15 protein-coding genes and 1 riboswitch are annotated in these 17,899 nt (G+C 69.9%); of the genes, 7 read left to right on the top strand and 8 right to left on the bottom strand.

The annotated features are described in order from the left end of the window. Positions 1–52: 52 nt before the first annotated feature. The 7 genes from gcvP to QC180_RS08545 all read right to left on the bottom strand — a co-directional run bounded on the left by gcvP (position 53) and on the right by QC180_RS08545 (position 7,148). Positions 53–2,863: an aminomethyl-transferring glycine dehydrogenase gene (gcvP, locus tag QC180_RS08575; RefSeq protein ID WP_278262097.1), complete on the bottom strand. Its 2,811-nt coding sequence runs from the start codon at positions 2,861–2,863 to the stop codon at positions 53–55. A gap of 152 nt (positions 2,864–3,015) precedes the next feature. Next, positions 3,016–3,115: riboswitch (glycine riboswitch) on the bottom strand. Positions 3,116–3,199: 84 nt separating this feature from the next. Further along, entirely contained in the window at positions 3,200–3,757 is a 558-nt protein-coding gene (locus tag QC180_RS08570; protein ID WP_278262096.1) for a MerR family transcriptional regulator, read from the bottom strand. A 172-nt stretch (positions 3,758–3,929) separates the two neighbouring features. Then, a complete protein-coding gene (locus QC180_RS08565) occupies positions 3,930–4,403 on the bottom strand; it encodes a bifunctional nuclease family protein (protein WP_278262095.1) in 474 nt (157 codons plus the stop codon). A gap of 156 nt (positions 4,404–4,559) precedes the next feature. Continuing rightward, positions 4,560–5,339 carry a transcriptional regulator FtsR gene (gene ftsR / locus QC180_RS08560; protein ID WP_278262094.1) on the bottom strand — a complete coding sequence of 260 codons (780 nt, stop codon included), beginning with the start codon at positions 5,337–5,339 and terminating at the stop codon, positions 4,560–4,562. 70 nt (positions 5,340–5,409) lie between these two features. Next, on the bottom strand, positions 5,410–5,895 hold the full coding sequence (gene odhI, locus QC180_RS08555) for an oxoglutarate dehydrogenase inhibitor Odhl (RefSeq protein WP_110041099.1): 486 nt from the start codon (positions 5,893–5,895) through the stop codon (positions 5,410–5,412). A 176-nt stretch (positions 5,896–6,071) separates the two neighbouring features. Continuing rightward, positions 6,072–6,470, bottom strand: coding sequence for a glycine cleavage system protein GcvH (gene gcvH, locus QC180_RS08550; RefSeq protein WP_278262093.1), 399 nt, complete (start codon positions 6,468–6,470; stop codon positions 6,072–6,074). A gap of 42 nt (positions 6,471–6,512) precedes the next feature. Next, complete coding sequence (locus QC180_RS08545; protein WP_278262092.1) at positions 6,513–7,148, bottom strand: CDP-alcohol phosphatidyltransferase family protein; 636 nt, start codon at positions 7,146–7,148, stop codon at positions 6,513–6,515. Between the two features lie 124 nt (positions 7,149–7,272). On the opposite strand from QC180_RS08545, the gene QC180_RS08540 reads away from it, so the two are divergent. The 3 genes from QC180_RS08540 (at position 7,273) to QC180_RS08530 (ending at position 10,284) form a co-directional block, all read left to right on the top strand. Beyond that, the gene (locus QC180_RS08540; protein WP_278262091.1) at positions 7,273–8,670 is read left to right on the top strand and encodes a DUF2252 domain-containing protein; all 1,398 of its coding nucleotides are present in this window, start codon (positions 7,273–7,275) and stop codon (positions 8,668–8,670) included. Positions 8,671–8,783: 113 nt separating this feature from the next. Continuing rightward, entirely contained in the window at positions 8,784–9,662 is an 879-nt protein-coding gene (locus tag QC180_RS08535; protein ID WP_278262090.1) for a nuclease-related domain-containing protein, read from the top strand. 22 nt (positions 9,663–9,684) lie between these two features. Then, positions 9,685–10,284: a phosphatase PAP2 family protein gene (locus QC180_RS08530; RefSeq protein WP_278262089.1), complete on the top strand. Its 600-nt coding sequence runs from the start codon at positions 9,685–9,687 to the stop codon at positions 10,282–10,284. 1 nt (position 10,285) lies between these two features. On the opposite strand, the gene QC180_RS08525 is transcribed toward QC180_RS08530, so the two are convergent. Next, positions 10,286–12,220: an acyl-CoA dehydrogenase family protein gene (locus tag QC180_RS08525; RefSeq protein ID WP_278262088.1), complete on the bottom strand. Its 1,935-nt coding sequence runs from the start codon at positions 12,218–12,220 to the stop codon at positions 10,286–10,288. A 65-nt stretch (positions 12,221–12,285) separates the two neighbouring features. On the opposite strand from QC180_RS08525, the gene QC180_RS08520 reads away from it, so the two are divergent. From QC180_RS08520 to QC180_RS08505, 4 genes are all read left to right on the top strand, one after another. Continuing rightward, complete coding sequence (locus QC180_RS08520; protein WP_278262087.1) at positions 12,286–12,909, top strand: TetR/AcrR family transcriptional regulator; 624 nt, start codon at positions 12,286–12,288, stop codon at positions 12,907–12,909. 3 nt (positions 12,910–12,912) lie between these two features. Beyond that, positions 12,913–13,842 carry an ABC transporter ATP-binding protein gene (locus tag QC180_RS08515; protein WP_278262086.1) on the top strand — a complete coding sequence of 310 codons (930 nt, stop codon included), beginning with the start codon at positions 12,913–12,915 and terminating at the stop codon, positions 13,840–13,842. Next, complete coding sequence (locus QC180_RS08510) at positions 13,839–15,470, top strand: ABC transporter permease (protein ID WP_278262085.1); 1,632 nt, start codon at positions 13,839–13,841, stop codon at positions 15,468–15,470. Before QC180_RS08515 ends, QC180_RS08510 begins: the two co-directional genes overlap by 4 nt. 314 nt (positions 15,471–15,784) lie before the next feature. Further along, positions 15,785–17,818 carry an SDR family oxidoreductase gene (locus QC180_RS08505; RefSeq protein WP_278262084.1) on the top strand — a complete coding sequence of 678 codons (2,034 nt, stop codon included), beginning with the start codon at positions 15,785–15,787 and terminating at the stop codon, positions 17,816–17,818. Positions 17,819–17,899 lie beyond the last annotated feature (81 nt).

Here is a 17,899-nt window from a genome sequence, read left to right as displayed (position 1 = left end):
CCGCCGAACAAATCGGCGGGGCCCGCACATCGGTGGCGAACAGGCGCCCCGGTCAGTCCTGGTAGGCGTCCAGCGGCGGGCAGGAGCACACCAGATTGCGGTCGCCGAACGCGCCGTCGATGCGGCGCACCGGCGGCCACACCTTGGGTCGGGTGTGCCCGAGGCCGCGCGGGTAGACCGCGATCTCGCGGCTGTACGGGTGATCCCACTCGCCGACGAGGCTGGCCGCGGTGTGCGGCGCGCCGCGCAGCGGGTTGTCGGTGACCGGCCAGACCCCGGCACCGACCTGGTCGATCTCGGCGCGGATGGCGATCATGGCCTCGATGAACTCGTCGAGTTCCTCGAGGTTCTCGCTCTCGGTCGGCTCGACCATCAGCGTGCCCGCGACCGGGAAGCTCATGGTCGGGGCGTGGAAGCCGTAGTCGGCCAGGCGCTTGGCCACATCGTCGACGGTGACGCCGGTCTGCTTGGTGATCTCGCGCAGATCCAGGATGCACTCGTGGGCGACCATGCCGTTGTCCCCGGTGTAGAGCACCGGGAAGTAGGCGTCGAGGCGCCGGGCGATGTAGTTGGCCGAGGCGATGGCGGTCAGCGTGGCCGCGCGCAGGCCCTCGGCGCCCATCAGGCGGATGTAAGCCCAGGTGATCGGCAGGATCGAGGCCGACCCGTAGTTCGCGGCCGACACCGCGTGCGAGCCCGCCTCGCGCGGGTCGCCGGGCAGGTATTGGGCCAGGTGCGCACGCACCGCGACCGGACCGACACCAGGGCCACCGCCACCGTGCGGAATGCAGAAGGTCTTGTGCAGGTTCAGGTGGCTCACGTCGCCGCCGAAGCGGCCCGGACGGGCCAGTCCGACAAGGGCATTGAGGTTGGCGCCGTCGACGTAGACCTGGCCGCCCGCGTCGTGCACCAGGGCGCACAGCTCGGCGACCTCGTGCTCGTAGACGCCGTGGGTGGACGGGTAGGTGATCATGATGCAGGCCAGCCGGTCGGCGTGGTCGGCGATCTTGGCGCGCAGGTCGTCGAGGTCGACGTCACCGTTCTCGCGGCACTTCACCACTTCCACCCGCATGCCGACCATGGCCGCCGAGGCGGCGTTGGTGCCGTGCGCGCTGGAGGGGATCAGGCAGGTGTCGCGATGGTCGTCGCCACGATCGAGGTGGTAGCGGCGGATGGCCAGCAGACCGGCGTACTCGCCCTGGCTACCCGCGTTGGGCTGCAGGCTCACCGCGTCGTAGCCGGTGATCTCGGCCAGCCACCGCTCGAGATCGCCGATGAGCCCGAGGATGCCCGGCACATCCTCGGTGGGCGCGAAGGGGTGCAGCCGCGCGAAACCGGGCCAGGTGATGGCCTCCATCTCGGCGGTGGCGTTGAGCTTCATGGTGCACGAGCCCAGCGGGATCATGCTGCGGTCCAGCGCGATGTCCTTGTCCGAGAGCGAGCGCAGGTAGCGCAGCATGGCCGTCTCGGTGTGATAGCGGGTGAACGCGGGATGGGTCAGGTACGCCGAGGCACGGGTCTCGATCGCGACGGGTTCGGTGCCCACGCCCGCGTCGGGGGTCAGCGCGGTACCGAAGGATTCGATGACGGCGGCGACGTGCGCGTCGGTGGTCGCCTCGTCGCAGGCGATCGCGACGTGGTCGGCGTCGACGAGACGCAGGTTGATGCCCTTCGACTTCGCCTTGGCGACAACGGCTTCCGCGCCGCCGGGCACGTGGGCGAGCACGGTGTCGAAGAACGCGCCGTGCACGACCGCGCCGCCGAGCCCGGTGGCCACCGCGGCGGCGTGCTCGTGCACCCGACGGGCGATGGCACGCAGGCCGTCGGCGCCGTGGTAGCTCGCGTACATGGCCGCCACGATGGCCAGCAGCACCTGCGCGGTGCAGATGTTGGAGGTGGCCTTCTCGCGGCGGATGTGCTGTTCGCGGGTCTGCAGGGCCAGTCGGTAGGCGGGCGCGCCGTCGGCGTCCTTGGACACGCCGACCAGGCGGCCCGGCAGCTGGCGGGCGAAGGCGGAGCGCACGGCCAGGTAGCCCGCGTGCGGTCCACCGAAGCCCATCGGCACACCGAAGCGCTGGGTGGTGCCGAAGCAGACGTCGGCGCCCTGCTCACCGGGCGGGGTGAGCAGGGTCATGGCCAGCAGGTCGGCGCCCGCGGCGACCAGCGCGCCCCGCTCGTGGGCGGCGGTGAAGACGGGCGTCCAGTCCACGACGCGGCCCGACGCGCCGGGGGTCTGCACCAGTAGGCCGAAGAACTCGCCCTCGGGCAGCGCCCCGGTCGCGAGGTCGGCCTCGACGATTTCAATGCCCAGCGGCTCGGCCCTGGTCGCGAGGATGGTCTTGGTCTGCGGGAACAGGTCGGCGTCGATCAGCAGCCGCGCGGACGTGGACTTGGCCGCGCGGCGCAGCAGGGTCATCGCCTCGGCCGCGGCGGTCGCCTCGTCGAGCATCGACGCGTTGGCCACGTCCATGCCGGTCAGATCGGAGACCATGGTCTGGAAGTTGAGCAGCGCCTCGAGTCGGCCCTGGCTGATCTCGGGCTGATACGGCGTGTAGGCGGTGTACCAGGCCGGGTTCTCCAGCAGATTGCGCACCAGCACCGGCGGGGTGAGGGTGTCGTAGTAGCCCAGGCCGATCATGGAGGTGGCCACGGTGTTGGCCTGCGCGAGGGCGGCCAGTTCGGCGAGCACCTCGTGCTCGGAAGCCGGGGCGGGCAGCGCGGCCAGGCCGGAGTCGTCCAGGATCGTCGCGGGCAGCGCGGCGGTGGCCAGCGCGTCGACGGATTCGACGCCCACGGTCTCGAGAATCCGGGCGAGCTCGCCGGAATCGGGTCCGATGTGGCGGTCGGCGAACGAACGGGTCACGGCAGCTCCAGGTCGGGCGGGTCGACAAGGTCGACGGGTACCAGCCCTCCCCCTCTGTCTGTGCGCCTGAGAGATTCGGTGACGCGGCGGGGCGGCCGTGTCCCTTTCCCCGTGGGCGGGCAGCCGGATGCCACCGCTTTCCAGAGGCGTCGAATCACCGGGCGGTCCCTGTTGCCTGAGAGATTGACGGGGAGGTGCTGCTCCTTCGGCGCCCGGACTCCGAAGACCCCGGGACTCTCCCGCACGGCGGCGACGCCCACCCAGTGTAATCGCACGGCGATACCCGCCACTCCACCCACGGTGTAGCGCTCGTCACGCGCTCGCGCGTGCCGTGGGCTATCCGGTCTTGCGGTTCTCCCGCGCCTTGCGGCGGAACGACAGCTCGTCCTCGGGCCGGTCGGTGATGGCGGTGGCCCGCTCGGCGGGGAAGTCCGCGATCGCACCGGTCAGTTCCCGCATGGCGCCGCTGACCGCGATGCCGAAGACGCCCTGCCCGCCCTGCAGTAAATCGACGACTTCCTCGGGCGAGGTGCACTCGTAGACCGAGGTGCCGTCGGAGAACAGGGTGATCCCGGCCAGATCGCCCACCCCGCGGCTGCGCAGGTGGTCGACGGCGATGCGGATGTTCTGTAAAGAGATGCCCGCGTCCAGCAGCCGTTTGACGATCTTGAGGACGAGGATGTCCTTGAACGAGTACAGCCGCTGACTGCCCGACCCCGCCGCACCCCGGATGGAGGGGACCACCAGACCGGTCCTGGCCCAGTAGTCCAGCTGGCGATAAGTGATCCCCGCGACCTGACACGCGCTCGGTACCCGGTAGCCGACCAGATCGTCCGGCACCGAGTCGTCCGGGAACAAGCCAGGCTGCACCACATCCTGCGTTTGCTCTTCCACTGACCGCTCCTTGCCTTTGCCGACGATCCGAAGTCTCGACAGACACGACCGATGTTGCCCGACTTTCGAGGTTACTCCTGCCATTGTCGGACCTGCACAGTCGTCACACCAAGCACCGCGTGCGGCGATTCCCTCGACCTCTACTTCAGGTGTAGAAGATCGCCCGGTCAGCTCAGCTGTCGGTGGCCTTGAAATCGTCCGGGGAGACCGATTCGAGGAACTCCTTGAACTTCTCCACCTCGTCCTCGCGCTCGTCCGGCATGACCAGTCCGGCCTCGGCCAGCACCGGTTCCTCGGCGAAGATCGGGCAGCCCACGCGCAGGGCGATGGCGACCGAGTCCGAGGGCCGCGCGGAGACCCGCAGGTCGCCGTCGAAGACGAGATCGGCGTAGAAGGTGCCCTCCTGCAGATCCACGATCCGCACTTCCTTGAGGGTGCGCCCGAGCTCGGTGATCAGGATCTTGATCAGATCGTGGGTGAGGGGCCGGATCGGGGTGACCCCCTCCTGTTCCAGCACGATCGCGGTGGCCTCGGCCTGCCCGATCCAGATCGGGAGGTACCGCTCTCCCGACGCCTCCCGCAGCAGCAGCACGGGCTGGTTCTGTGGCTGCTCGACACGGATGCCGATGACGCGCATCTCGCTCATGAGTTGTCCTGCCTCCCATACTCGCCGCCGGCCGGCACGACCGCTGCACAGCTCGCCGTACCACGAGTCTAGGCGAATTCCCGGGCGCGCAACGGCGACGTCCGGGCCGAAATCGGCGTGTTGCCGGGGTGATACCGGTTCATCCGGACGGTGGTATCAGTTGCCCAGGGCGGCGCGCACCGCGGCCTTGACCAGTGCGGCGTGCAGATTCAGCGATAACGCCGCCAGTTCGCGGACCGTCTCCTCGGCGCGGGCACGCGCGTCGGCGTCGCGGCTCTTGGCGATCGGCGCGGCGATCTGGGCCAGCAGCGCGGCCTCGCGGTCCGCGGCCAGCTTGAACGCGCGCAGGTGCCGGGCCTCGAGCCCGAACTCGGCCATCGATTTGGCGGCCAGCGCCAAGGTCACCGCGTCGGACTCGAAGAAGCCGCCCGCACCGGGGACGATCAGTCCCGCGCGCAGCAGATCGTCGAGGAATCGGTCGTCGATTCCCGCCTTGTCCAGCAGATCGCTCCTGGTCAGCCGCACCCCGACATCGACGCGTAACTCGTCCGGGGTGATCTCGCCGGGCACGACTCCCAATCGCCGGGGCGGTGCCGGGGCCGCGGCCTCGGCACGCGCGGGGCCGGACAGCGACTGTCCGGCCTCCGCGGCGCCGTGGTGGTGCGCGCGGGCGCGCGCCTCGCGCACGCCCAGCGTCGCCACACCGCTGTCGATCGCTTCCAACTGCTCCTTGATCACCTTCAGTGGCAGGTACTGATCGCGTTGCGCGGTCAGCACGAAGCGCAGCCGGTCGTAGTCGGCGACGGAGAACCGCCGGTAACCCGAGGGTGTGCGCTCCGGCCGGATCAGGCCCTCGGATTCGAGGAACCGGATCTTGGAGATGGTGATGTCAGGAAAATCTGGTCGCAGCAGGTCGAGCACGGAGCCGATCGACATCCCTCCGCGCGCCCACTGCGCCGCCCCTGTCACAGCACTGTGCCCATCGAGGGCACCAGCACCGTAGGGGTCATCGCGACCCCGCGCCCGACGCCGACTCGTTCGCCTGCGCGCGCGGACCGGTCAGGAAGACCAGCCGGAACTTGCCGATCTGGACCTCGTCGCCGTTCTGCAGCTCCGAGGAGTCCACCGGCTCCCGGTTGACGTAGGTGCCGTTGAGGCTGCCCACGTCGACGACCTGGAAGGAATCGTCGTCCTGACGGAACTCCGCGTGCCGACGGCTGACGGTGACGTCATCGAGGAAGATGTCACTGTCGGGATGGCGACCGGCCGAGGTGGTCGGCTGATCCAGCAGAAAACGCGAACCCGCATTCGGGCCGCGCTTGACCACCAGGAGGGCCGCGCCGACCGGCAGGCCCTCGACGCCCTGTACCGGCTGTTCGCCGGTCGGCTCTCCGGAGCGCGACGCGTCGACCTCGTTGAGGAAGTCCGCGCGGAAGACCGATGTCGTCTCGGCCGCGGTCTCCCCGTAACCCGGGTCCCTGTTCTCGCTCACCGTTTCTCTCCTCCTCGAACCTGATTATCCATGCAAGCAGGTGCTTCATTCGGCGACACGACCGGCGCGATCACATCGCCAGGAAAGATCCCGGCGTCGATTCCCCGACGTATCCGCTTGGCTTTGACCGTACCCTGCCGGGGCGCACCCGTGCAGGGAGAACTGTGAAGGCTGACTCAGCCCCCGATAACTCCTTGGTAACCCGCCGCATCCAGCAGTTCACCGAGGACGGAATCGAGTGCCGACTCGTCATCGAAGGCGAGGTCGAACAGCCAGCCGTCCTCGTACGGATCGGTGTTCAACGTCTCCGGCGACTGGACCAGATCCTCGTTCACCGCAACGACTTTGCCGGTGAGCGGGGCGTAGATGTCCGACACGCTCTTGGTCGACTCGACCTCGGCGATGCTCTCGCCCGCGGTCACGTCCTTGTCGACGTCGGGCAGCTGGACGAACACCACGTCACCGAGCTGTGACTGGGCGTAGTCGGTGATGCCCACACGCACCGCCGTGGGGCCGGTCCGCCGCACCCATTCGTGCTCTTCGGTGTAGCGCAGATCCTCAGGGGTCCGGGTCACTGGACGTCCTTTCGTCGTCAACGTTGCGCGTAACAGTATCGACTAGCTGCCGCGGTGCGGCACAGGCGGTATCGATCGCGCCACGGCGACGGCAAGTCCGGCGTAGAGCGCGCCGGTCCACACGTACAGGGCCGTCCCCCAGATCAGCAGGGCCCAGCCGAAGGCCCAGCCGAAACCCGCCCCCGCCCAGTCCATCTCCCCGGTGAGCAGCCACGGCAGTGCCGACATCAGCGCGAACGTGGCCGCCTTGCCCAGGTAGATCACCTCGGGCGCGGGCAGGTCACGGCGCCGGTAGACCGACAGCGTCGCGGTGAGGACCAGGTCGCGCCCGATCAGCACCACCGCGATCCACCACGGGATGAGCCCACGTGCGACGAACGCCACCAAAGTCGTGACCAGGTATAGCCGGTCCACGAGCGGATCGAGCAGGGCGCCCAGGCGCGAGGACTGGTCGAGCAGGCGCGCGAGCTTGCCGTCGAGGAAGTCGGTGACCCCGCTGGCGATCAGCAGCGTGAACGCCCAGCCGTCGGCGTGACGGACCAGCATCAACCACAGGAAGACGGGGATGCCGATCAGCCGCACCAGGCTCAGCACATTGGGCACGGTCAGGATGCGGTCGCTGAACACGCCACCGGTTTCGGTGTCGTGCGTGCCCGGCGTTCCCGATTCGGTTGCCACGCCCCTGCATACCGCACGAACCCGCGATCGCGCCATCCGGCCACGCCGACACACCGCATCGGATCGGCTCCCGCCGCCGTCACGGCGCTGCCGATCACCGCCGGACCCGCTACCGTGGACCGTCGTGTCCGACAGTGGTATTGATCTGCGCTCCTATCTCTCCGCCGAGGACGCGCACGCGCGTGGCCGGGCCGCCGCCGAGCGGGCCCCCGTGACCGGGCGCGACCGGGACGCCGCCGCCCCGGACCGGCCGACGGTGCGCGAGTTCGTCGCGGCCAGCAACGAGGGCCGGATCGAGAGCCTGATCCCGCTGCGGATCGGTCGGATGACCACCTCGCCGTTCACCTTCTTCCGCGGCGCCGCCGGGCTGATGGCGGCCGACCTGGCGGCCGGTCCGGACAGTGGCCTGCCCGCGCAGATCTGCGGTGACGCGCACGCGGCCAACTTCGGCCTCTACGGCACCCAGCGCGGTGAGATCGTGATGGACATCAACGATTTCGACGAGACGATCCTGGGCCCGTGGGAGTGGGATCTGGAACGGCTGGCGGCCAGTCTGGTGCTGGCCGGGCGCGAGAGCGGCGCCGACGAGGACGACTGCGCCCGCGCCGCCCGCGATGCCGCCCGCTCCTACCGCGAGACCGTCGCCGAGCTGGCCGAGATGCCGTTCATGCAGTCCTGGAGCGCGCTGCCCGACGAGTCGATCCTGGCGGCGGCCAAGGCCGAGGATCTGCTCGACGACTTCAAGAAGGCCGCCAAGAAGGCGCGCAAGAACACCAGCGCCAAGGTGGTGGCGAAGTGGACCGAGCATCTCGACGACCACGAGACCGGCATCCGCAAGCACCGCTTCGTCAGCGATCCGCCGATCCTCACCGCCGTCACCGATCCGGTGCGCGAGGCCGTGATCGACGGGCTCGAGCAGTACGCGGGCACCATCCGGGAGTCGCGGCGCAACCTGCTGGCCCGCTTCGCGGTCTCGGATGTGGCCTTCCGGATCGTCGGCACGGGCAGCGTCGGGCTGCACAGCTATGTGGCGCTGTTGCACGGCAACGACGGCGAGGCGCTGGTCCTGCAGGTCAAGCAGGCGCGTCCGTCGGCGTTGGCGCCGTTTCTGCCCGCTGGCCCGGACCGGCACGAGGGCGAGCGGATCGTGGCGGGCGCGCGGACCGTGCAGTCCGAGACCGACATCCTGCTCGGCTGGACCACCGTCGCGCTGGACGAGCCGCTGCCGTTCATCGTGCGCCAGTTCCGCAATCTCAAGGGCAGTATCGATCCGGCCGGGCTCTCGGCCGACGACCTCGACGACTACGGCAGGCTGGCCGGGTCCCTGCTGGCCCGGGCGCACGCGCGCTCGCTCGACCCGCGCACCCTGGCGGGCTATCTGGCCGGTGACGGCGAGGAGGACGACCGCTTCGAGACGGCGATCACCCGCTTCGCGGTGCGCTACGCCGACCGCACCGAGGCCGACCACGCCGAGCTGGTCGCCGCGGTCGAGGCCGGTGAGCTGGCCGCCGAGCCGAGCTGACACCAGCGCGCATCCTGCCCGGCAACGGCGGGTAATCGAGCTACGATGTACGCCAACGGTTCTCGGCCCGGCGGCGCCAACGACCCAGAAGGGCGGACTCCATGCTCGTGCGCGTGCAGAATGCGGCAGGCACCGATGCCGAGCTGGCACTGATCGACTGGCTGCGCACCTGGAAGGATCCGGCCAGCCCGCACGGGGTGGCCACGATCAACTGTGGCCTGTTCCACAACGACCGGCTGCACCACTTCGACGCCATCGTCTGGACGCCGACCAGTTGCGTGGTGATCGAGGCCGAGACCTTCACCGCACCGCAGGACGGCGTGCTGGAGATCCCGCTCAATGGCCCGTGGATGGTCTCCGGGGAGATCGCGCGATTCGCGGGCGGGGAGAAGTCGACCCCGCTGGAGCGTTCCCGCGAGCACACCTTCGCCCTGCAGGACTATCTGGCCGCGCGCGGGCTGGGTCAGCGCGCGGTGCACGGGCTCGGCGTGATCGTGCCGATGCGCGGGGCGCAGATCGATGTGCACCAGGGCTGGCACGATCCGAGCTTCGATGTGATCGTCACCGACGATCCGCACCGGCTCGAGGAGTACTTCGAGCTGCTGGCCGCCAAGGAACACAATCTCTGGACGGCCAACGACATCGCCGTCGCCTTCCGTGGTCTGGGCATCCTGCCCTACCTGCCCGCGCCGCAGGACCTGCTCAACGAGGGTTTCCTCGGCCCGGTGGACGTGACGCTGTGGCACGGCGGCCCCACCCAGGCCCAGGCCGAGGCCTATGCCGAGGAGCAAGCCCGGCTGGAGAGCGAGGCGCAGACCGGCGGGCTGGTCGCGCCCTGGTACAGCCCGTGGAAGCTCTACCCCCGGGTGAGCGGCGACCTCGATTTCGGGCGAGCGTTCCTGCGGATCACCCTGGCCATCGGCATGGTGATCGCGATCGTGTGGGTGCTGTGGTTCGTGGTGACCGCGGTGCTCACCTACGGTCCGGCCTGACCCACCCGCTATCGTCACGGCGGTGATCGACCGCGCGACCGCCGCCCGGGTGACCGCGCTCGGCGCGGGCGCCGCCCTGACCGTCGCTCTCCCGCTGACCTTCCCCGCCGACGGCGGCCCCACCGCACTCGACACCGCCGTCGCGGACCCGGTCACCGACGCCCTCTCCCCCGGCGCCGCGCACTGGCTCGTCGCGCCGAGCAACACCCCCGTGGTGGTGGGCATGTGGCTCGCCGCGTGCGCGTGGTTCGCCCTGCGTGGGCGCCGGTGGCATGCGGTGACGATGCTCGTGGTGCCGGGCATCGCGGTCGCGGTGAACGCCTGGGTACTGAAACCCCTGTGGGACAGGCAGTTACACGACTATCTCGCCTATCCCAGCGGACATGCGGTCCATCTCGTCGCCGTCGCGACGACGTTCGCCTGTCTGGTGACCGGCTGGCGAACGCGCGCCACGGTGGCGATGCTGACGCTGCTCGCAATGGCGTCGAGCGCGGTGGGGATGATCGAGCTGGGCTACCACCATCTCACCGATGTACTCGGCGGGGCGGCCGCGGCGGCCGCGCTGGCGATCGCCGGATGCTGGTGCGCGGCGGCCCTGTCCGCCCGACAGGGCCGCCGCTGAGTCACTTGCTTCGGTCGAAAACGCTGGCGTCGTGCAGCATTTCGGCGCGCAGCATGGTCTCCGGCACACCCATGGCCTCGACCAGGGTGAGCGCGTCGGGACGCAGCCGGTCGACGAGCTCGTTCACGCCGCGACGTACCGACTTGGCCCGTTCCACCGACATGAACCGGTGCATGATGAACCAGGCCAGGTTCTCCTCGAGCGTGGCGTAGACGTAGAGATCGCACACGGTCTCGGCCAGTTCCCTGGCCTCCTCGTCCTCGATGGTGGCGATACCGTCGACGAACTCCTCGAGCACGAGCCGGTCGATGTGCGCCGAACCGGCCGCCAGGATGTGGTCCTGGGCGTTGTTGAATGCCTCGAAGGGGCCGGTGTCGGCGGCCCTGGCGCGCAGCCGGTGCGCGGCGGTGCGCAGCAGGTAGTCCTCGCGGTCGGCGAACAGCTGCAGTTGCACCGAGCGCTTGGACAGGTCGCCCTCGTCGACGGTCTCGTCGCTGCGGTCGCGCAGGGTCTGGATGAGCTGACGCACCCCGGAGCGCTTGCGCACCACGTCACCGGCCATGGTGGCGGCGAACCGCACCCAGCCCATGGCATCGAGGTCTTGGACCTCGTCGGCGTAGGCGGTGAGCAGTTCCTTGGCGACCAACTGGGTGAGCACGACATTGTCACCCTCGAAGGTGGTGAACACATCGGTGTCGGCCTTGAGGGTGACCAGGCGGTTCTCGGTGAGATAGCCCGCGCCGCCACAGGCTTCGCGGCACTCCTGGATGGCCCGGGTCGCGTGGCGGGTCTGGGCGACCTTGAACCCGGCCGCGCGCTTCTCCAGCGCGCGCTGGGCGCCCGGCTCGGTCTCGTGTCCGCTCTGGATGAGGTCCATCCGGCGCACCAGATCGTTCTGCGCGAAGGCCAGCGCGAACGACTTCGCGACCAGCGGCAGCAGCCTGCGCTGATGGCTGCGGTAGTCCAGCAGCAGGGTCTCCTCGCCGGTGTCGGGATCGGCGAACTGCCTGCGGGCCAGGGCGTAGCGCACGGCGATGCTCAGCGCCACCCGGGCGCCCGCCGCCGCCGCGCCGCCGACGCTGACACGACCGCGCACCAGCGTGCCGAGGGTGGTGAAGAAGCGGCGGCTGGGGTTCTCGATCTCGGAGCTGTAGGTGCCGTCCGGGGCAACATCGGCGTAGCGGTTGAGCAGGTTCTCACGCGGGACGCGGACCTGGTCGAAGACGATGCGGCCGTTGTCGACGCCGGGCAGGCCGCCCTTGAGGCCGTCGTCGTAGGTCGTCACGCCGGGCAGGTCGGCGCCGAGCTCGTCGCGGATCGGCACCAGCAGGCAGTGCACGCCCTGCTTCTTGCCCTCGGTGATGAGCTGCGCGAAGACCGCGGCCATCCGCGCGTGCACGGCGGCGCCGCCGATGTAGTCCTTGCGCGCCGACGGGGTCGGGCTGTGGATGACGAATTCCTGGGTCGCCGGGTCGTAGGTGGCGGTGGTCTCCAGGTCGGCCACGTCGCTGCCGTGACCGGATTCGGTCATCGCGAAGCAGCCGAGCAGGTCCAGGGAGATGAGCCGCTTGATGTAGTCGCGGTGGCGTTCGGTGCCCAGGTTCTCCACCGCGCCGCCGAACAGACCCCACTGCACACCGGATTTCACCCACAGTGACAGGTCGGTGTAGGCCAGCATCTCCAGCCCGGTGACCGCGCCGCCCGGATCGCCGGTGCCGCCGTTCTCGGAGCGGAAGCCACGCTCGGGGTACCCCATCGTGGCGATGGCCTTCATCTGCTCGAGGACGCGAGCCCTGGCCGCGTGGATGTCGAGTTCCGGATCGCCGGTGAAGCTGTCGTCGGCGAGCTGCACGCGCGCCTGTTCCCTGATGTCGCGCCACGGTCCGTCCAGTGCCGCGCGGAGGTGTTCTGCCGTCGTCGATGTGCCGGTAGCCATGTCTTCGACCCTAGCCGGACGCGGGGGGTTGCCAAGGAATTGAACGCGCGTTTAACATATTGAACATGCGTTCAACCCTCGATCTGAGTACGGCAGCCCGCATCCGTGACACCGCGATCGACCTGTTCGGCGAACAGGGATTCGGGGTCGGGGTCCGGGCCATCGCCGCCGCGGCGGGCGTGTCTCCCGGGCTGGTGAACCACCATTTCGGTTCCAAGGACGGGCTGCGCTCGGCGTGCGACGACCGGGTGCTCGAGATCATCCGGGACGAGAAGCTGCGCGTCATCCGTACCAGCGGACCCACCGCCATGCTCAACGCCATGGCCGAGGTGGAGGTCTACGCGCCGCTGGTCGCCTACATGCTGCGCAGTTTCCAGGCGGGCGGCGCACTCGCCGAATCACTGCTCGAGCACATGATCGGCGACGCCGAGCAGTACCTGCGGACCGCCGTCGAGGAAGGCATGATCAAGCCCAGTCGCGATCCGGCGGCCCGCGCCCGCTACATCGTGCTCTGCCACGTCGGGGCGATGAACCTGGCCATGCAGATGCGTATCCAGCGCGAGGGAAAGCTCGACTACCGCAGCGCGATCCGCGATCTGTCCGACGAGCTGACGATGCCCGCGCTCGAGCTCTACACCCACGGCATGCTCACCGATTCGACACTGTTCGACACCCTCACCGAGGAGTAGAAGATGCCCACTGCCACCTCCGACCCGGTCGTCGAGATCCGGGGCCTGCGCAAGACGTTCGGCCGTTTCACCGCCCTGGACGGCCTGGACCTCACGGTCCGGCCCGGCGAGATCCACGGGTTCCTCGGCCCCAACGGCGCGGGCAAGTCCACCACCATCCGCGTGCTGCTCGGCGTGCTGCGGGCCAGCGGTGGCGAGGCGACCCTGTTCGGGCGCGATCCATGGACCGACGCGGTCGCCCTGCACCACCGGATCGCCTATGTCCCCGGCGATGTCACGCTCTGGCCCTCACTGTCGGGCGGCGAGACGATCGACCTGCTCGCCCGGATGCGCGGCGGCATCGATCAGCAGCGCCGGGCGGCGCTGATCGAGCGCTTCGAACTGGATCCCACCAAGAAGTCCCGTGCCTATTCCAAGGGCAACCGGCAGAAGGTCGCCCTGGTCTCGGCGTTCTCGGCCAACGCGGATCTGCTCATCCTCGACGAACCGACCTCCGGGCTCGACCCGTTGATGGAACAGGTCTTCCAGGACTGCGTGCGCGAGGCGGCGGGTCGTGGCGCGACGGTGCTGTTGTCGAGCCACATCCTGTCCGAGGTCGAGCACCTGTGCGACCGGGTGACCATCATCCGGGCGGGCCGCACGGTCGAATCCGGTTCGCTGGATCAGCTGCGGCATCTGAGTCGTACGGCCATCACCGCCGAGCTCTCCGGTGATCCCGGTGACGTGGCCGCCCTGCCCGGCGTCGACGACGTCGAACGCGACGGCTCCACCCTGCGCTGCCAGGTCGACGCCGAGCACCTGGGCGCGCTCATCCGCGTCCTCGGCGACGCCGGGGTCCGCAGCCTGACCAGCGCGCCACCCACCCTCGAAGACCTGTTCCTGCGGCACTACCACGTCGACCAGGACACGACCGAAGCGACGGTGCGCGCATGACCACCCTCGCGGCCCGGCCGCCGTTCGCCGGAATGTCTTCCCGCGCGGGCGAATTCGCGGGCACCGGGCAGATGCTGCGCCTGTCGCTGCGCCGTGACCGGGTGATCGCCCCGCTGTGGGCGTTGCTGATCGGGTTGATGCCCGCGTTGCAGATCGTCTCGATCAAGGACCTCTATAGCACCCAACAGCAACTGGACCAGTTCGCCACCACCACCGCGGCCAGCCCCGCGCTGGTCGCCATGTACGGGCCGGTCTTCAGCTCCGCGCTGGGCTCGATCGGCACCTGGAAGGCGGGCGCGATGTACGCGCTGATCGCCATCGCCGCGGTGCTCACCGTCGTCCGGCACACGCGGGTCGAGGAGGAGACCGGCCGCGCGGAACTGGTCGGCGCCACCAGCATCGGCCGTTTCGCCGGGCTCACCGGCGCGCTCCTGCTCACCTTCGGCGCCTCGGCGGTGGCCGGAATCGCCTGCGCCGCTTCGCTGATGGCCACCGATCTGCCCGTCGCGGGCTCGCTCGCCTTCGGCGCCGCGCTGGCGGGTTCGGGGTTCGTCTGGGGTGCGATCGCCGCCGTCGCCGCGCAGGTGAGCAGCGGGGCGCGCATCGCCAGGGGTGTCGCGTTCGCGGTGCTCGGCGCGGCGTTCGCGGTGCGGGCGGTGGGCGACGCGGGCAACGGTGTGCTGTCGTGGTTCTCGCCGCTGGGCTGGTGTCTGCAGATCCGTCCGTTCGCCCAGGAGCGGTGGTGGGTGCTGATCCTGCTGGCCGCGCTCGGCACCGCCGCCACCGTCCTCGCCTACCAGCTGCTGCGCACGCGCGATCTGGGCGCGGGGATGCTGGCCGATCGCGCCGGACCGGCGACCGCGAGCGCGTCGCTGTCCGGTCCGACCGGTCTCGCGTGGCGGTTGCAGCGCGGCTCGCTGCTGGCCTGGACGGTCGGCTTCGGGCTCTACGGTCTGCTGATCGGCGGCGCGGTGCAGAGCATCGGCGGCATGCTCGACGACTCGGGCACGCTGAAGGACGTGGTCACCTCGCTCGGCGGTTCGGTGGATCTGGAGAAGTCGTTCATCGCGTACGCGATCACTATGCTCGCCGCCGCGGCGGCCGCCTATTCGGTGTCGTCGGTGCTGCGGCTCGCCGAGGAGGAGAACTCCGGACGCGCCGAGTCGGTGCTGGCCACCGCGGTCGGCCGGGTGCGTTACGCCGGGAGTCACCTGCTGTTCGCGGTGGCGGGACCGGCCGTCGCGCTGCTGGTGTCGGGGCTGGGGATCGGTGTGGTGTGGGGTGCCACCGAGGGCGATGTCGTCGACAAGGTCGGCCAGGCGCTCGGCGCGGTCGCGGTGCAGTTGCCCGCGGTGTGGGTGCTGACCGCCGTCGCGATGCTGCTGTTCGGTGTGGTGCCGAAGTACGCGGCGCTCGCCTGGGCGGTGCTCAGCGCGATGATCGTGCTGTTCCTGCTCGGCTCGCTCGGCGGGCTGCCGCAGTGGATGCTGGATCTGGTGCCGTTCGTCCATCCGCCCAAGCTGCCCGGCGGGACCTTCGAACTGGCGCCGATCGCGTGGCTGTTCGCCGTCGCCGCAGTGGGTCTGGCGGTGGGTGTCCTCGCTTTCCGGCGCCGCGATCTGCGCTGATCCCGTGCCGCTGCCGGGTCCTCGCGACCCGGTAGCGGCATGTTGTCCGAAACCGGGAGTTACTGAAATTCTCTGTCACACACACCCTTTGACCTGCGACAACGGGTGACAAACCCCACACGGGTATCGGCCGCCACGCGCTTGCCCGGCTAGGTTACTGACGAGTACGGTAGGCGTACCCGGGACGACGATGTGCCCGGTTCTCTTACTTCCCGCCACCGTGCAGCCGGACTTGCTCCGTCGACTCCGCATCCACCGCCGCATGCCGGATCACTGTTGCGCGACAGGCGTTCTCGAAAACCTCAGGAGGGGCGATGGTTTCCTACATCGTGACAGGCGGAACCGGATTTCTGGGTCGGCGCGTGGTGCGGGGGCTGCTCGCGGCCGACCCCACCGCGATCGTGCACGTGCTGGTGCGTGCCGAGTCGCTGGCCAAATTCACCGAGCTGACCGCGCGGCATCCCGACAGTGATCGGGTGTTCGCGCTGGTCGGTGACCTCACGGCCCCCGATCTGGGCCTCGGCGACGGCGCCCCGCGGGCCGACCACGTGCTGCATCTGGGCGCGGTCTACGACATGACCGCCGACGAGGAGACCGCGCACGCGGCCAATGTCGCGGGCACCCGGTCGGTGATCGCGCTGGCGCGCAAGCTCGGCGCCGTGCTGCACCACGTGTCCTCGGTGGCGGTCGCGGGCGATCACCGCGGCAAGTTCTTCGAGGAGGACTTCGATCTCGGCCAGAACCTCACCTCGCCGTACCATCGCACCAAGTTCGCGGCCGAGAAGCTGGTGCGCGAGGCCGACGACCTGACCTGGCGCGTGTACCGCCCGGCCATCGTGGTCGGTGATTCGCGCACCGGCGAGATGGACAAGATCGACGGGCCCTACTACTTCTTCTCCGCCATCTCCGCGTTGGCGGCGCTGCCCGCCGAACTGCCGCTGCCGCTGCCCGATCTCGGCGCGACCAATGTGGTGCCGGTGGACTACGTCGCCGAGGCGATGGTCCGGCTGGTGCGCCGCCCCGGCCTGGACGGGCGCACCTTCCACCTGGTCAACCCCGAGCCGCAGCCGTTCGGCGAGATCTACCGCGCGCTGGCCACGGCCGCCGGTGGTCCCGCCGGAATCGGCACGGTGCCCGGCAGCGCCCGCGCGCTCACCGGGCTCGGGCACGTGCCCGGCGCGCACGCGGTGCGCGATTTCCTGTTCGAGCAGGCCGGGATTCCGGCGGCGGTCGCGCCGCACGTCGGGTTCACCGCCGAGTTCGTCGCCGAGTCGACCCGGGCCCAGCTGCCCGGGCTGAGCGTGCCCGCCTTCGGCACCTACGCCGACAAGCTGTGGGCGTACTGGCGGGCAAATCTCGACCCGAACCGTGGCCGCCCGGCCCCGCACGCGCATCCGCTCTCGGGCCGGACGGTGCTGATCACCGGCGCGTCCTCGGGCATCGGGCTGGCCACCGCGCAGGCGGTCGCCCGGCGGGGCGCGATCGTGCTCATGGTGGCGCGCGGCGTCGACGACCTCACCGCCGCGGCGGAATCCGTGCGCGCCGAGGGCGGCACCGCGTTCACCTACCCGTGCGACATCACCGACGCCGCGGGCGTGGACACGCTGGTGCGGCAGGTGCTCACCGAGCACGGGCACGTCGACTACCTGATCAACAACGCGGGCCGTTCGATCCGTCGTTCGGTCGCCAACTCGGTCGACCGCATGCACGATTTCGAGCGCACCATGGCGGTGAACTACTTCGGGGCGGTGCGGCTGATCCTGGCGCTGCTGCCCTCGATGCGGGAGCGGCACTTCGGTCACATCGTCAATATCTCCTCGATCGCGGTGCAGACCAAGGTTCCGCGCTTCGCCGCCTACGCGGCCAGCAAGTCGGCCCTGGACAACTTCAGTGACATCGCCGCCGTCGAGAACCGTGGCGCCGGAGTGACTTTCACCTCCATCCGGATGCCGCTGGTGCGGACCCCCATGGTCGCCCCGACCGATCTCTACCGGGCGCTGCCGTTGCCCGCGCCGGAGCGGGCCGCCGACATCGTGGTGCGCGCGCTGCTGGAGCGGCCCGACCGCATCGACACCCCGGTCGGCACCTTCGCCCAGGCGGTGGAGATGTTCATGCCGTCGCTCAAGCGCACGATCATGCACACCGGCTTCCGCCTGTTCGGGGAATCCAACGCGGCCAAGGGCACCCCGGCCGTCGCGCCGGTCGTGGCGGAGCCGGTCGAAACGGCCGCCCCCGCCGAGCCGTCCCGCAACGCGCTCACCGCGCTGGCACCGGTGCTCACCCCGCTCATGGTGGTGCCGGGCTCCGCGGCTCGCGTCAGCCGCATCCTGCCGGGCGTGCACTGGTAGTCCACGCGGACCTCGCGCTCGGGCACGACCTGTCGATGGTCGTGCCCGAGTCGTGCGCGGTCCCTACCTCGCGTCTCCGGG

Origin of the sequence: Nocardia anocheti (genome assembly GCF_029675105.1) — a bacterium.
Classification (GTDB): domain Bacteria; phylum Actinomycetota; class Actinomycetes; order Mycobacteriales; family Mycobacteriaceae; genus Nocardia.
This window is presented reverse-complemented; position numbering and strand designations above follow the sequence as displayed.